The organism is Bartonella sp. AC158YNML (genome assembly GCF_042196725.1).
Taxonomy (GTDB): Bacteria; Pseudomonadota; Alphaproteobacteria; order Rhizobiales; family Rhizobiaceae; genus Bartonella.
Genome location: NZ_JBHIQU010000004.1, coordinates 69,223 through 84,175 on the forward strand (window position 1 = coordinate 69,223; position 14,953 = coordinate 84,175).

At 39.0% G+C, this 14,953-nt stretch carries 12 protein-coding genes and 1 other RNA gene; 4 read left to right on the plus strand and 9 right to left on the minus strand.

The window, feature by feature from the left end; all coding sequences use genetic code 11:
- Positions 1-4 precede the first annotated feature (4 nt).
- Both recN and ligA read left to right on the plus strand, forming a co-directional pair.
- Complete coding sequence (recN, locus tag ACFIM1_RS03570) at positions 5-1,666, plus strand: DNA repair protein RecN (RefSeq protein ID WP_375609269.1); 1,662 nt, start codon at positions 5-7, stop codon at positions 1,664-1,666.
- Between the two features lie 112 nt (positions 1,667-1,778).
- Positions 1,779-3,938 carry an NAD-dependent DNA ligase LigA gene (ligA, locus tag ACFIM1_RS03575; RefSeq protein ID WP_375609270.1) on the plus strand — a complete coding sequence of 720 codons (2,160 nt, stop codon included), beginning with the start codon at positions 1,779-1,781 and terminating at the stop codon, positions 3,936-3,938.
- A 607-nt stretch (positions 3,939-4,545) separates the two neighbouring features.
- Here ligA and ACFIM1_RS03580 read toward each other — a convergent pair.
- The 3 genes from ACFIM1_RS03580 to ACFIM1_RS03590 are packed head-to-tail and all read right to left on the minus strand — an operon-like array spanning position 4,546 to position 7,867.
- Positions 4,546-6,372, minus strand: coding sequence for an aminopeptidase P family protein (locus tag ACFIM1_RS03580; RefSeq protein WP_375609271.1), 1,827 nt, complete (start codon positions 6,370-6,372; stop codon positions 4,546-4,548).
- 17 nt (positions 6,373-6,389) lie between these two features.
- Positions 6,390-7,259, minus strand: a complete 870-nt coding sequence (locus ACFIM1_RS03585; RefSeq protein ID WP_375609272.1) for a 50S ribosomal protein L11 methyltransferase — start codon at positions 7,257-7,259, stop codon at positions 6,390-6,392.
- Between the two features lie 26 nt (positions 7,260-7,285).
- Positions 7,286-7,867 carry an SCO family protein gene (locus tag ACFIM1_RS03590; RefSeq protein WP_375608243.1) on the minus strand — a complete coding sequence of 194 codons (582 nt, stop codon included), beginning with the start codon at positions 7,865-7,867 and terminating at the stop codon, positions 7,286-7,288.
- Between the two features lie 139 nt (positions 7,868-8,006).
- Between ACFIM1_RS03590 and ACFIM1_RS03595 the strand changes: the two genes are divergently transcribed.
- Positions 8,007-8,636: a DapH/DapD/GlmU-related protein gene (locus ACFIM1_RS03595; RefSeq protein WP_375609273.1), complete on the plus strand. Its 630-nt coding sequence runs from the start codon at positions 8,007-8,009 to the stop codon at positions 8,634-8,636.
- A 56-nt stretch (positions 8,637-8,692) separates the two neighbouring features.
- Here ACFIM1_RS03595 and ACFIM1_RS03600 read toward each other — a convergent pair whose 3' ends face one another.
- The 5 genes from ACFIM1_RS03600 to ssrA form a co-directional block, all read right to left on the minus strand.
- Positions 8,693-11,032 (minus strand): ATP-dependent helicase, encoded by a 2,340-nt coding sequence (locus tag ACFIM1_RS03600; protein WP_375609274.1) that lies wholly within the window; start codon positions 11,030-11,032, stop codon positions 8,693-8,695.
- A 120-nt stretch (positions 11,033-11,152) separates the two neighbouring features.
- Positions 11,153-11,404, minus strand: coding sequence for a ribbon-helix-helix domain-containing protein (locus ACFIM1_RS03605; RefSeq protein WP_273788067.1), 252 nt, complete (start codon positions 11,402-11,404; stop codon positions 11,153-11,155).
- A 10-nt stretch (positions 11,405-11,414) separates the two neighbouring features.
- The gene (locus tag ACFIM1_RS03610; RefSeq protein WP_375608247.1) at positions 11,415-11,597 is read right to left on the minus strand and encodes a DUF4169 family protein; all 183 of its coding nucleotides are present in this window, start codon (positions 11,595-11,597) and stop codon (positions 11,415-11,417) included.
- An 8-nt stretch (positions 11,598-11,605) separates the two neighbouring features.
- Positions 11,606-12,151 carry an SspB family protein gene (locus ACFIM1_RS03615; protein WP_375608248.1) on the minus strand — a complete coding sequence of 182 codons (546 nt, stop codon included), beginning with the start codon at positions 12,149-12,151 and terminating at the stop codon, positions 11,606-11,608.
- Positions 12,152-12,334: 183 nt separating this feature from the next.
- Positions 12,335-12,691, minus strand: a transfer-messenger RNA (tmRNA) gene (ssrA, locus tag ACFIM1_RS03620).
- Between the two features lie 96 nt (positions 12,692-12,787).
- Here ssrA and ACFIM1_RS03625 point away from each other — a divergent pair.
- Positions 12,788-13,093 (plus strand): DUF2853 family protein, encoded by a 306-nt coding sequence (locus tag ACFIM1_RS03625; protein ID WP_375609275.1) that lies wholly within the window; start codon positions 12,788-12,790, stop codon positions 13,091-13,093.
- 68 nt (positions 13,094-13,161) lie between these two features.
- On the opposite strand, the gene ACFIM1_RS03630 is transcribed toward ACFIM1_RS03625, so the two are convergent.
- On the minus strand, positions 13,162-14,469 hold the full coding sequence (locus ACFIM1_RS03630) for an MFS transporter (protein ID WP_375606985.1): 1,308 nt from the start codon (positions 14,467-14,469) through the stop codon (positions 13,162-13,164).
- Between the last annotated feature and the right edge of the window lie 484 nt (positions 14,470-14,953).

The window sequence follows — 14,953 nt, forward strand, 5'->3', positions numbered from 1 at the left end:
CTCTATGTTGGTACAGCTTTCGATTCATAATATTGTTTTGATCGAAACGCTCGATATTCATTTTACAGCGGGGTTGACGGTTTTAACTGGAGAAACGGGTGCGGGGAAGTCTATTCTCCTTGATGCTTTATCACTTGCTCTAGGGGGGCGGGGTGATGCTTCGCTTGTGCGTCATGGGGTTGACCGCGGGCAGGTTACAGCTGTTTTTGATGTGTCTGTTTCACATCCTGCACGTCAACTTATTCGTGAGAATGGTCTTGATGATGAGGGTGATATTATTTTACGACGTGTGCAATCAAGTGATGGACGTAGCCGTGTTTTTATCAATGATCAGGTGTCTAGTGTTGCATTGATGCGGAGTGTTGGCCGTTTGTTGGTTGAAATCCATGGACAACATGATGATCGTGCGCTTGTTGATGTTGCTACACATCGCCAATTATTAGATGCCTTTGGTGGTCTTGAAGATGAAGTGGAAAATTTGCGTCAGTGTTATCACACATGGCGTGAATTTGAGGAGCGTTTGCAACGGCAGCGTCTTAAAGTAGAGAGTGCTGTACGGGAGGTTGATTATCTTCGTGCGTGTGTAGAAGAGCTTGAAAAGCTTGATTTTAAAGTTGGTGAAGAGGAAGCTCTTTCTCTTCGTCGTGCTGATATGCTTAAATTAGAAAAAATAGCAACAGATATTAAAGAAGCGGATGATCTTTTAACGGGTCAAAAATCACCAATCCCAGTGCTTTCTAATTTGGTGAGGCGTTTGGAGCGGAAAATTCCTGAGGCGCAAGAACTTATTGCACCAGTGGTGAAATCTATTGATGAGGCATTGCATGCACTTGCAACAGCACAAGAAGGTATTGAGACGGCAATACGAGCATTAGATTTTGAACCTGATGAATTGGAACGGATAGAAGAGCGTCTTTTTTCTCTTCGGGGTTTTGCTCGTAAATATCAAGTTTCTGCGGATGAATTGATTCAGTTACGCGATAAAATGGACGCAGAACTCGCTGATTTTGAAGAGGCTCAGACTATATTGACACGTTTTGAAGATGAGGCAAAGCAGGCAAAGAAAAATTATGATACATTGGCGCAAGCCTTAACAATAAAGCGTCGGGAGACAGCAAAGCATTTATCTGAAAGTGTTATGGCTGAGTTGCCGGCATTGAAGTTAGAGAGGGCCGAGTTTATTGTTGAAATGCAAAGTGATGTGGAAAAGCGGAGTGCTGAGGGATGTGATCGTATTGAATATTGGGTGCGAACAAATCCTGGAACACGAGCTGGACCGATGCTTAGTGTGGCTTCTGGCGGTGAATTGTCTCGTTTTTTGTTGGCATTAAAAGTTGTTTTGTCTGATCGAGGATCAGCACCGACGCTGATCTTTGATGAAATTGATACAGGTGTTGGGGGGGCTGTTGCAGCGGCTATTGGACAACGGTTGCAACGCTTATCAGAACGTGTTCAGGTTTTTGCTATTACGCATGCACCACAGGTTGCATCGAAAGCGCATGGTCATTTTCTTATTTCGAAAATTGAGAGTCATGATAAAGGACGCTTTGTTACTGCTATTCATAAAATGGAAGAGCATGAACGTGCAGAAGAAATTGCTCGTATGTTGGCAGGAGAACAGATTACTGAAGAAGCGCGTGCAGCGGCTCAAAAGCTTCTCGCATAAAGGTAATTAGCCAGTGATAAAAATACTGGAAAGCTTATTTTTATTTGCGATTCACTTTATGAGGAAGCGTGGAAGTCCTTATGGCAGTAACTCGTAATTTGGAATAGATTTTATGAACAAAGATGCAGTTAAAAATCTCTCAGCTGTTGAAGCAGAAAGTGAATTAGAGTGGTTGGCAAAAGAAATTGCACGTCATGATGTGCTTTATAATCGTGATGATCAGCCTGAAATTTCTGATGCAGAATACGATGCGTTGCGCCGCCGTAATGCAGAAATTGAAGCTCTTTTTCCAGAGCTTATTCGTGTTGATTCTCCTTCACATAAAATTGGGGCACCAATTTCTGAAAAGTTTGAAAAGTCTGTTCATGTACAGCCTATGCTTTCACTTGATAATGCGTTTAGCTCTGAAGATGTTACTGAATTTATTGAGCGTATTCGTCGTTTTTTACGTCTTCCAGAAACACAAGTGTTGGAAATAACAGCGGAGCCAAAAATTGATGGTTTATCTTTGTCTTTGCGCTACGAAAAGGGGCGGCTTGTGCGTGCGGCAACGCGTGGGGATGGAACTGTCGGTGAAAATGTGACGGCAAATGCTCGAACAATTGCTGATATTCCACAAGTTTTGCAAGGTGATTTTCCTGAGGTAATCGAGGTTCGCGGCGAAGTTTATATGGGACGGGAAGATTTCCAAGCTCTTAATATAAGCCAACAAGAGAAGGGAAAGTTAACCTTCGCCAATCCTCGAAATGCAGCGGCTGGTTCGCTCCGTCAGCTTGATTCACGGATAACCGCCAGCAGAAAGCTTCAATTTTTTGCTTATGCTTGTGGTGAAGTGAGTGAAGTATTTGCAGAAAGTCAAATAGAGATGATGAAAAAGCTAAAAGAATATGGCTTTGTTATCAATCCATTAATAAAAGTCTTTAAGAGAGTAGAAGAAATTATTTTCTATTATCGTGATATAGAAGAACGCCGTCATTCTTTAAGCTATGACATTGATGGCATTGTTTATAAGGTTAATGATTTGATGCTCCAAAAGCGTTTGGGGTTTGTTTCTCGTTCGCCGCGTTGGGCAATAGCCCATAAATTTCCAGCAGAAAAAGCAATGGCGCTTTTGGAAGATATTGATATTCAGGTCGGTCGTACGGGAGCTTTGACGCCTGTTGCACGCCTTACACCTATTACTGTTGGTGGGGTGGTGGTGACCAATGCCAGTTTGCATAATGAGGATTATATTAAGGGAATTGGCCATAAAGGAGAGCCCATTCGTGAAGGGCGTGATATCCGTGTAGGCGATACCGTGATTGTACAACGCGCTGGTGATGTAATCCCTCAAATTGTTGATATTATTGCTGAAAAACGTCCAAAAGATGCTTCTGCTTTTGTTTTTCCTCATCTGTGTCCCGCTTGTGGGAGTCATGCTGTTCGTGAAGAAGGAGAAGCGGTGCGTCGGTGTACCGGTGGGCTTATTTGTCCTGCACAAGCGATTGAACGTATTCGTCATTTTGTTTCACGCAATGCGTTTGATATTGAAGGCTTGGGTAAAAAGCAGGTAGAATTTTTTTTCCATGCTCAAGATGAGGCGCTTTGTATTCATACACCAGTTGATATCTTTACTTTAGAACGGCGCCAAGAAAAGTCTTTGATCCGTTTAGAAAATATGGAAGGTTTTGGTACTGTTTCAGTGCGGAAACTGTATGATGCCATTAATGCACGCCGCGAAATTCCTTTAAGCCGTTTTTTGTTTGCATTGGGGATTCGTCATGTTGGAGAGGTGAATGCACGCCGCCTTGCACGAGCATATCAAAATTATACAGCTTTTGAAACGGCGGCTATGGAAGCATTTATGCCATGTGAGCAGGAAAACAAAGAAGGCAATGAAGCTTGGATGGAACTTACCAATATTGAAGGAATTGGACCACAGGTAGGGGGCGCAATTGTTGATTTTTATAGAGAAGCGCATAACCGTGAAGTTTTGTCTGTTTTGCTTGAAGAAGTAACACCTCTTGATGAGGCACCTATCATGATAGCTTCTTCACCAATAGCGGAGAAGATCATTGTTTTTACGGGAACTTTAGCACATATGTCACGTGATGAAGCAAAAGCATTGGCAGAGCGATTAGGGGCCAAAACATCTGGTTCACTTTCTAAAAAAACAGATCTTCTTGTTGCAGGACCTGGAGCGGGCTCCAAATTGGCTAAAGCTGAAGAATTAGGTGTTGAGGTTATCGATGAAGAGGCTTGGCTACAGTTGATTGAGAAACATAATGTTTAGAGGATGTTTTCTAGAAGATCGTATGCTATTTGTATGATTATCGCTCTTACATTTTTGGGGGGGATGAAATCAAAAAGGGGGATAATAGGGGCTGTTTATTTTGCAAAAACAGAGCGCCATATATTTTGATATTTATTACGTTATTTAAAATAATTAACATTGAACTTAAATATTAAACTTAAACTATTATGATGAAGAATATGCAAGGTTATTATTAGTAAAAGATATAAATTATTACTGTGAAGCAAGGTAAAAATTGTAAATAAATATGCAGAATTTTTGAATCTAAACGGCGTAATAAGTTGGTTATAATGGGCGTTTTAGAAATGCGACGCGGAGGATTACAAAATATAATGAAAATTTCTGTATAGCAGAATAAGGCTATAACTCATGTGGAGATGGTGGAGGATAATTGATAAGCATTATCTTTTGAGAGTGTATCCCGTTCTGTTTCAATTTTGGAAGGCTTTTGTCGTATCGGCAAAAAAACTTGAAGTATTTCATAGAAGCATTTTTTGTGTTTGCTGATGGTAAATTCGCACTTCTCTCTTTAAAAGAGAAGGGTGTAATGTTTTGTAGAAAGAGTAAAAGTTATACGTTGCTTCATTTAAAGGGGCATTGTTGCTTCTTTTGCCCATTTTTTATCTTCTTCATTTAAGTAAGGTGCATTCATCTGATAAACCCGCGCATGGTAATCATTGAGCCATTGTCGTTCTTCTTGTGTCAAAAGCTCTGGAAGGATTAACCGTCGATCAATGGGGCAATGTGTGAGTGTTTCGAACGAGAGCATTTCTATATCTCCACCATCAATTTTTTGTGCTGGCTTCACAATCATCAAATTTTCAAGACGGATACCAAAAGCGCCTTCGCGGTAATAGCCTGGCTCGTTTGAAAGAATCATACCGGAGATGAGTTCTTGGCACCCTTTGCGAGAAATATTTTGCGGTCCTTCATGGACAGAAAGATAAGATCCAACACCATGACCGGTGCCATGGGCATAATCAAAACCAGCTTTCCACAATGCAATGCGTGCAAGAGCATCAATGTCTTGTCCGCGTGTGCTTTTTGGAAATCTTGCAGTTGAAAGAGCAATCATGCCTTTGAGGACAAGCGTAAAACAGCGTTTTTCTTCTTCTCCAATATTCCCAATTGCTACTGTGCGTGTGACATCAGTCGTGCCATCACGATATTGTCCACCTGAATCAACGAGGTAAAGTTCACCAGCATTGAGTGGTTTATTTGTTTGCGTTGTTACACGATAATGAATAATGGCACCATTTGCCCCTGCGGCTGAGATTGTATCAAAAGAAAGATCTTTAAGTTTTTCTCCCATTTCGTTTGCTGTATTTATGCGAAATTCTTCTAATTTTTGAGCAGCAGAAATTTCACTTATTGACCCTGGTATTTGTTTATCTAACCAAGAAAAAAAACGGGTTAGGGCAACACCATCGCGTAGGTGTGCTTTGCGTGTGCCATTGAGTTCTGTGTCATTTTTAATGGCACGTGGTAGAGCCGCAGGATCGGTAAGTGTGATAAAAGAGCTATTTTTTTCTTCAATAACAGTTCGTAATTTTTCGCATGTTAGCTGTGGATCTAAGGCAAACACTGTCCCTTTTTGAATATACTCTTTGATCTTGGGAATAAGCTGTTCTGGTTCATATAATTTTGCATAACGTTCTAGATATTGTTTCTGTTCTCCACCAAGTTTTTTGCGGTCAATGAATAAAGCTGGTGTTTCGTTAAGTGGAATGAGAGCAAAACAAAGGGAAAAAGGCGTGTTGGAAACATCATTGCCCCGTATATTGAATGTCCATGCAATGGAAGAGGGGTCTGTAAAAATAAAAGCATCTGCATTTGCTTTTTGTATATATCTGCAAATCAATGCCAACTTTTCATCTGTATCGCACCCAGCATATTTGAGAGGGTGAATTGATAATGCAGATTGTGGTAATTTTGGTTGATTATGCCAGAGCAGATCAATGGGATTATGTTGAACTTCTACAAGTTTTCCACCTGCTTTCATTTCTAATGCGTTTCTCAATGCATCGGTGGCAGCAATCGTGTGGAGCCATGGATCAAAACCAATAGAAAGTTTTTGACCATTTTTTTCAAGCCATTGTGAGGGAGGACAAGTTATGAGATCTTCATAATTAAAAATATCAGGATCAGTTTGTTGGCGAACTTGGAGCTTATATCGCCCATCTGTAAATATGATGGCTTTGTTTTTTAAAATCAGTGCAATCCCAGCTGATCCAGTAAAGCCGGTTAACCAGCTAAGGCGTTGAGCATGAGGAGGGACGTACTCTCCTTGATGTTCATCGCACCGTGGAACAAGAAAACCATCGAGCCCAAGGCGATCAAGTTCTTTACGAAGGGAGGCAATGCGTTTTGCAGCATGCGTGGGATTTGTTGTTGCCTCAAAAGATTGATACATAACAACGTCCTTTTATTTTATTTCAGATGTATCGTTACCCATCCTTGACGGTGGTATGTTTCGATATGCTTGAGTCCTTGTTTTATATAAGTATCTAAAACGTAGGCGTGTTGCTTTTCAAGAATTCCAGAGAGTATAAGTGATCCCCCTTTTTTAAGGGCTTTTACCATTTCTTGCGCAAGTTCAATGAGAGGATTGGCAAGAATATTGGCAACAATGAGATCAAAAGGCGCACGTGTTGTAATATGTTCATGGGTAAAACTTGTTGCTGTAACAGCTGTAATATACTCTTTTACGCCATTAAGCTCGATATTATGTTGTGCAACTTGAATAGCAATAGGATCAATATCGGAGGCGAGAATACTAATGGGCTTGAGCATTGCTATGCCAATGGCTAAGACTCCACTACCAGTTCCAAGATCAAGGGCATTTTGTGGATTTTCGTGTTTCATTACTTTGGCAATCATTTCCAAACAACCAGCTGTTGTCCCATGATGTCCTGTTCCAAAGGCTTGATTTGCTTCAATTTCAATAGGGAGAACATTAGCTGGAATGGCGTTTCTGTTGTGACTTCCATGAAGGAAAAAAGGACCAGCATGTACAGGTTTTAGTCCTTCTAGACTTTTTTGTACCCAATCAATATTGGGTAAAACTTCCATATTAATTTTATCAGAATCTATAGAAAGAACGCTTGCAAAACGTTTCAATGCGTCTTCTTGATTGTCTTGATCAACATATAGAGAAAGCTCATATATAGCATTTTGTTCATCTATCTCTATAAGAGCAAGAGGATATCCTTCTTCATCAAAAGCTCTTTCTATAAGGGTATAAAATTGCTCTGCTTCACTTTTAAAAGCAGTATAATAGAAGCGAATTTGTTGCGACATGCTGTTCTTTCTTTTGATTGGCTTTTTTAGTTTGATATGAGTTTTTTTAGCCGTTCAATGGCGATTTCATCTTTTAATTCGCTATCGCTTTCTTTCGTGTCATAACGGATAACGCCAGCTAATTTTCCACCTTTTTTGAGTAAAAAAATTGCTGCCGTATGGTTATAAGTATAGCTTTCATCTGTTTCAGGGACTTTTTCAGCAACGATGTTGAAAGAATTGACCATTTTATGAACTTTATCAGGATCTCCACTGATACCAACGATTTTATTGTTAAAATTGCTGAGATAATTATGGAGTACTTCTGGTGTATCACGTTCGGGGTCAACAGTCACAAACCATACTCCTAACTTATCAGCTTCAGGTCCAAGTGCTGTAAGCCATCGATCAAGATTCATCAGTGTGGTAGGGCAGATTTCAGGACACATAGTGAAGCCGAAAAAAATTATTGAAGGCTGGCTTCGAATATCCGCTTCGGTAATCGTTTTTCCATTTGAATCAGTGAGCGTAAAGTTATCACCTAAAGGCTTATTTATAAATGCATCATAAATAAAAATCCCCGTAAGAAATATAACTGTTAGCCCTAAAATGCGGAGTACATTTTTCATAGTTTGACTCTCTTAGATAGATCAAGAAATTGTAACATCGGCAGGTTTGTTTTGCAATGTTTGTTTCATGGTTGATTTTATTGGTTTGGTTGGTATGTCTTTCCATATTTATTGATGAAGCAATTGATGGAAGGTAAGAATGAATATTGAAAACGATCTTCGATTTCATGAAAGTAAACCTCGTATCCATACGACAGCACAGCTGCATGGTTGTAAATTAGGGCGCTATGTGGAAATTAATGAGCGGGTAGTTTTGCGTGATGTAACCATTGGAGATTTTTCTTATTTAGAACGTAACAGTGAGGCTATTTATAGCGATATTGGGCGTTTTTGTTCTATTGCATCTCATGTACGAATGAATGCGTTGGAGCATCCTATGGAGCGCGTTTCAACGCATAAAATAACCTATCGTCCAAACGAATATTTTCGTTATATGGCATTAGATAGTGGTTTTCGTGAAAGGCGTTGTGCAAAACGTGTTATTATTGGGCATGATGTGTGGATTGGACATGGTGCGGTTATTATGCCTGGGGTGACAATTGGTCATGGCGCTATCATTGGCGCGAACGCTGTTATAACGAAAGATGTTTTGCCTTATACGATTGTCGTTGGGGTGCCTGCTAAACGGTTGCGAATGCGTTTTCCCAATCATGTGATAGAATGCCTTTTAGATATGGCTTGGTGGGATTGGCCGCTTGATAAAATTCACAACGCATTGCCTGATATGCAAAATTTGCCCATTGAAGCCTTTGTTCGCAAATGGAAATGACATTCAGAATAAAATAAAGTGGTTTCTTGAAAAAACTGATCGTGGTTTGCTTGTAATTAAGCTTTGTTTACAAAATTATCTAGTACACGCTTTTCTCCGGCTTTTTCGAACATTATTGTCAATTTATGATCGTCTATTGCTGTAATATGACCATAACCAAATTTTATGTGAAAAATCCGATCATTGACAGAAAAATCTGATGGTGCATGAGAGAGTGATTGAGAGATAACTTTCCCTTCAATATTTTTGTTTTTTTGTGCACGCTTTTGTCTTGGTGTTGCATAGTCATTATAAAAGGAATCGTGATGTTGAAAGGAAGATTTTCCATAACCACCATAGGATGTTTCCATTTCTACAACTTCTATATGTTCTGCTGGTAATTCATCTAAAAAACGGGAGGGGAGAGCAGGTTGCCAAAGTCCATGAATTCTTCGATTCGATACAAACCATATATGCAAATGTTTTTTTGCTCTTGTTAGACCTACGTAAGCAAGACGCCGTTCTTCTTCTAATCCTGAACGTCCACCTTCATCTAATGAGCGCTGGTGGGGAAAGAGTCCTTCTTCCCAACCTGGAAGAAAAACTGTTTCAAATTCAAGTCCTTTGGCTGAATGAAGGGTCATGATGTTGACTGCATCCATATTTTCATTATTTTCCGTTTCCATAACGAGTGCAACATGTTCCAAAAAACTTTGAAGATTTTCAAATTGTTCCATGGAACGAATCATTTCTTTAAGATTTTCTAGTCTTGTAGGAGCCTCTGGTGAGCGATCTTCTAACCACATGTTTGTATAACCAGAATCATCAAGGATGATCTCGGCAAGTTCTCTATGAGGAGTGTCTTGAAGCATATTTTGCCAGCGGCGGAAGTTTTCAATAAGGATTCGTAACGCACTGCGTGCCTTAGGCTTTAATTCATCTGTTTCAATGATGTCTGCGGCAGCAGAAAAGAGAGGAACAGCACGTGCACGTGCACTCTCATAAAGAATGCGCAGGGTTGCATCTCCTATGCCGCGTTTTGGTGTATTAATAACACGCTCAAAAGCTAAATCATCAGTAGGTTGGACAACAACGCGTAAATAAGCCATGGCATCACGTATTTCCATTCGCTCATAAAAACGAGGACCACCAATGACGCGATAATTAAGGCCAAGTGTTACAAAGCGATCTTCAAATTCACGCATTTGAAATGATGCGCGTACCAATATAGCCATATGATTTAATGCATGACCGGTTTGTTGTGCGCGTTCGATCTCTTCTCCGATTGCTCGTGCTTCTTCTGCCGAATCCCATGCTGAATGAATTTTTACCTTTTCTTCCTCACTCTTTATTTGAGCAGAAAAAAGGACTTTTCCCAGTCTTTCTTCGTTATGAGCAATGAGATGGGAGGCGGTTTTAAGAATATGGGATGTTGAGCGATAATTGCGTTCTAGACGAATAATTTTAGCAGAAGGAAAATCTTTTTCAAAACGTAATATGTTTTCGACTTTTGCACCACGCCATCCATAAATGGATTGATCATCATCGCCAACACAACAAAGATTAACATGTTGACCTTGAGGATGTTGGGCCAAAAGGCGAAGCCAAAGGTACTGTGCTGTATTTGTATCCTGATATTCATCGACAAGAATATAACGAAATTGAGAATGATATTCGCGAAGAATATCTGGATTATGTTGGAAGATAGAGATAGAATGAAGTAGAAGGTCACCAAAATCACAAGCATTAAGATCTTTTAATCGATTTTGATAACTGTGATAAAGTTCACGTCCCATGCCGTTACCAAAGGAATGAGCATCACTTTTTGAGATATATGTTGGTGAAAGTCCTTGATTTTTCCAAGAATCAATCATCATGGCAAGGTTTCGTGCGGGCCAACGCTTATCGTCTAATCCTTCAGCTTGAATAAGTTGTTTTAAAAGTCGAAGAACATCATCGCTATCGAGAATTGTAAAGTTTCTTTTTAAATCAACAAGCTCTGCGTGACGGCGTAAAATTTTAGCTCCAGTGGAATGAAAGGTTCCAAGCCAAGGCATACCTTCAACAACTTCTCCAATAAGTTCACCAATACGTGTTTTCATTTCACGGGCTGCTTTGTTGGTGAAAGTGACAGCAAGTATTTGTTGAGGTGAGGCGAGTCCAGAGCGCAGAATGTGAGAAATACGGGTTGTTAAAACGCGTGTTTTTCCAGTACCAGCACCTGCAAGAACTAAAAGAGGCCCCTCAGTATTCATAACAGCTTGTTGCTGTTCTGGATTGAGCTGTTCTAAATAGTTTGTATTATATGATTTTTTTTCTTTTAGGACAGGGGAAGAAAACCCAGAATTTTCCTTATCATGGTCTGGAGGGGAATCTTCTTCAAAGAAAGGTATGGTGTGATCAGAAAAATTACTCATTGTATCTCTTTTGTAGTCTTTTTTTCATTGAAGTTCTAGATTAAAAAAACTTCTCTTAAAAAGTCACAACAGTTTCAGTTGAACAGACAGAAAGAGAACGTAAAAAAATAAGCACAAACATTAAAGGCGTTGGGTGAGAACGCTTTGAAGGGCATAAACGCGTAACGAGGCCGAAAGATTTACTTGTTGTGGTCTTTTGCTATCAATATCGGTAATAATAAAGGCTAAAGATTGTCCTTTTTTGCGGGCTATATCTTTTAGAATATCTAAAAATGGTGGTTCTAAAGAAACGCTTGTTGCGTGTCCATCAACGCGAACAGATATCTTTCGTGGAATGACTTTTGACCAATCGATAGAATTATTTTCGTGCATTTTTCTACCTTTATTCGTCATTTCGTAAACGATTTTGATCAAGAAATTTTTGCGTTTTTAAAGATTTTTGTTGCTCAAAAAGTTTTTTAGTTTTTGTTCGTCCAAAACGATAACGATTTTGCTCAGCATGAAGAGCTTTCTCTGTACGCTTTTTTTGTTTTCGAAATTGGCGAAGGTTAATTAATTCAGGCATGAGAAAGTTTATTTTTTCCGAAAAGAATCTAAAGAGACAACATCAGCACTTTGTTTTGTATCGTTATTTGAAGGTTCTTTATTGGTACTGAGATTTTGTTCTTCTGTGAGCGTATTTTCTTTTTTTTGTTTGTTTGATAGAGTAATGGGTGCAGGTAAGGTGTTTTCTGAATTTTCACTTTCTCCAGAGGTAAGACTTGAGGGCAGGTCAAATGCTGCTTCAAATGCTGCTACAGGATCATAAAAGACCTGAATGGAAGTAAAAGGAATCACCAGTTTTTCTGTTATTTCCCTGAAAGAGAGGGTTACTTCGAAGGCTGTTTCTGAAACACTGAGATCTCTAAACTGATGTTGCAAGACGATTGTCATTTGCTCAGGATAGCGATTTTTTAGCCGAGAAGAAATTTTAACGCCTGGGGAATTCGTCAAAAAAGTTATAAAAAAATGATGATTTCCCGGAAGACCAGCTTTAGAAACTTCCGATAAAACTTTACGGATAACTCCACGAAGCGCATCCTGAACGAGAATATCGTAACGGATTTGATCTTTAACCATCGAAGTTTATTCCTTTTATTTCACGTAGCAGAATGGGTCATATTGATGTTGTGTAATAGAAATGTATTTTAAAACTAGCAATATTTTATCTACGATGCACCTCAATGAATTGAAAAAACACGAAACTCTAAGATAAATAATGTCTGATAATGCCTGAAAGATCAATCAATAACATTTAAAAAAAGTGAAGGCTTCTGTTGCCAGGTGCCTTCGAACCCCGCTTAAACCTGCGACGATTTAAGAGTCAAGTTGAAACATTCACACCACTTTAAGCGGCGAGACGTGCTTCCGCATAGTTGTCATTTGCAACTACTCATTTAGCCCGATAACGGTGGTACAATGCCGAGTAAAAGAGCGATCTTTACACCCTTGTCGATCCTATTTCGCCCCCAGCAAAATATAATTTTGGTTTCTTATATTTTGGTGGAGGCGCCGGGTACCGCCCCCGGGTCCAATAGGTTTATTTCACCGTCCATTTATTACCATAGCTGGTAAGCCAGCCTCTTAAATATAGATGAAGAATGGTCTCAGGAAAAGGGGGGTTGTTAATATTTTTAATCCTCTAGTTATTTATGGAGCTATATGATGCGGTTTTAAAGTATAGGCCGCTCGTTTTTGGAGAGGAGATGATGAAAAATGACAAATAATTTAGCAGATATTAAACTATATGATCCAAATCCTGATGAAGCAGCAGTAGAACGACTTAGCCATCGTTTAGCTTTGGTGATGAAAAAACAGGATGCAGCGCTTGTTGCTACAACAGATCCAAAAGAGTTAGAACGTGTTGAAAAATGGGTTCAAGATGTTTTAGAAGCTGATGAACAGAGTGCTAAAATGGCTGTTTCAAAAGTGGCTGAGATGATGTCTGGAGAGCGTAGAAAAAGTCGTATGACTTTTTATTATTTAGTTGCTAAGCACCTTAATGCACTTCATAAGATTTAAACAATATTAAATTTGCGATAATGATAAAAAAGCCCAATCTCTTGGGCTTTTTTCGTTTATAAAAAGGGTTAATGTTTTTCATCTTCTTGGAGGTATCCCCCTTTACGCATACTCGGGACAAAGAGAAGAGCAATGAATGCCATGATCATCACGACGGTTATATAAAAATAAAAGAGTGATTCATGACCGTACTTTTTTAATCCAAGCGCAACGTATTCAGCAGAACCACCAAATAAAGCGTTACCAATGGCATGAGAGATACTAACGCCTAATCCACGTATTGAAGAGGGAAACATTGCTGATTTTACGACACCAGAGATGGATGTATACATGCTCATAATGAAGAGCAAGCCAATAATGACCGATAAGGCAACCCATAGACTATGCGTATTACCGATTATCCAGAGTCCAGGAAATGTAAAGATGACAGAGAGTATACTCCAAATGATAAGTAAAGTTTTTGTTCCAATTTTATCGGCTATGATACCAGCTATGGGTTGGAATAGGATGAAAATAAATAGTACAGCTGTCATAATCGTTGTTGCGGTATGTTTATCAAAGCCGGTGGTTGTGATCAGATATTTTTGCATATAAGTCGTAAAGGTGTAAAATGTGAGTGATCCTCCTGATGCAAAGCATGCAATTACGACAACGGCTTTTGTATGCTTGGTGAGAAGTTCCTTAAGACTGCCAGAGTGTTTGTGAGAGCGGCTTTCTTTCGTGGTTGTTTCGTGGAGAGAACGACGCAGATAAATCGCAATCACTGCCCCGAAACCACCAATCACAAAAGGAATGCGCCATCCCCATGCTTTTAACTGATCTTCAGAGAGATAAGATGCTAGAATAAATATAATGAAGCTGGCAAGAAGTTGACCTGTAATAAGGGTGGCTGATTGGAAAGAAGCAAAAAGCCCTCGATGTTTTTTGAGAGCAACTTCGCTCATATAAGTGGCTGCTGTACCATATTCACCACCTGCTGAAAGTCCTTGCATCATCCGAGCTAAAAGTAAAAGGATTGCTGATGTTATTCCTAAGGTTTCATAGGTGGGAAGTATGGCGATGAAAAAAGAGCCACCACACATCATAAAAATGGATATAAGCATCGAGCGTTTACGTCCATAACGATCGGCGATAAATCCTAAAAACCAAGCTCCAATAGGGCGCATAAGAAAGCCAATAAAAAACACACCCGCGGTTTTTAACAGTGGCGTAATCGTATCACCATCGGAGGGAAAGAATTGTGATGCAAAATAAATTGATGCAAATGAGTAAACGTAAAAATCATACCACTCTACGAGATTTCCTGATGCGCTTGCTATAATAGCAAAAACACGTTTTCTTGCATCCTGTGATGCTGAAATTGTTTCATTTTCCATGAATTGTTCCCCTTTTGGATTTATAGTCCATATATTTATTTCTAAATATAATTTCTAAACATAATTTTTTATGATTTCCAGAAAAATCCAATTGTATCATGATAATTTCTTAGAGAAATTCTTTAAGATGATTTATTGGAGTTATATTGTTATTGTTTTTAAGAGTTTTACTTTTTTATTAGAAAAAATTATCATATTAATTTTAATTGTGTTTATATGACAAATATACATTGAAAATTATATAAGTATATCTTCAAACCTTATGATAATAATACTATATTAATTATTTGAATGATAATTTGATGTCATAAAATATATGGATTTTACAAGAAGTAATAGCAAAAATTAAGTTATTTCATAAGGGTTAAATAGTATAAAATGGGACTTTTAAGTCCTTACTTATCGTTTTGCGCCATAATACATTATTTTTTAGGGGGGGGAAGGATTCAGATAAGGTTTTCCGTATGAGGTGTTTTTCAGATAT

What these genes read in the sequence shown, in the direction of transcription:
- recN (WP_375609269.1), top strand. Translation starts at nt 5, where the DNA reads ATGTTGGTACAGCTTTCGATTCATAATATTGTTTTGATCGAAACGCTC.
- ligA (WP_375609270.1), top strand. Translation starts at nt 1,779, where the DNA reads ATGAACAAAGATGCAGTTAAAAATCTCTCAGCTGTTGAAGCAGAAAGT.
- ACFIM1_RS03580 (WP_375609271.1), bottom strand. Translation starts at nt 6,372, where the DNA reads ATGTATCAATCTTTTGAGGCAACAACAAATCCCACGCATGCTGCAAAA.
- ACFIM1_RS03585 (WP_375609272.1), bottom strand. Translation starts at nt 7,259, where the DNA reads ATGTCGCAACAAATTCGCTTCTATTATACTGCTTTTAAAAGTGAAGCA.
- ACFIM1_RS03590 (WP_375608243.1), bottom strand. Translation starts at nt 7,867, where the DNA reads ATGAAAAATGTACTCCGCATTTTAGGGCTAACAGTTATATTTCTTACG.
- ACFIM1_RS03595 (WP_375609273.1), top strand. Translation starts at nt 8,007, where the DNA reads ATGAATATTGAAAACGATCTTCGATTTCATGAAAGTAAACCTCGTATC.
- ACFIM1_RS03600 (WP_375609274.1), bottom strand. Translation starts at nt 11,032, where the DNA reads ATGAGTAATTTTTCTGATCACACCATACCTTTCTTTGAAGAAGATTCC.
- ACFIM1_RS03605 (WP_273788067.1), bottom strand. Translation starts at nt 11,404, where the DNA reads ATGCACGAAAATAATTCTATCGATTGGTCAAAAGTCATTCCACGAAAG.
- ACFIM1_RS03610 (WP_375608247.1), bottom strand. Translation starts at nt 11,597, where the DNA reads ATGCCTGAATTAATTAACCTTCGCCAATTTCGAAAACAAAAAAAGCGT.
- ACFIM1_RS03615 (WP_375608248.1), bottom strand. Translation starts at nt 12,151, where the DNA reads ATGGTTAAAGATCAAATCCGTTACGATATTCTCGTTCAGGATGCGCTT.
- ACFIM1_RS03625 (WP_375609275.1), top strand. Translation starts at nt 12,788, where the DNA reads ATGACAAATAATTTAGCAGATATTAAACTATATGATCCAAATCCTGAT.
- ACFIM1_RS03630 (WP_375606985.1), bottom strand. Translation starts at nt 14,469, where the DNA reads ATGGAAAATGAAACAATTTCAGCATCACAGGATGCAAGAAAACGTGTT.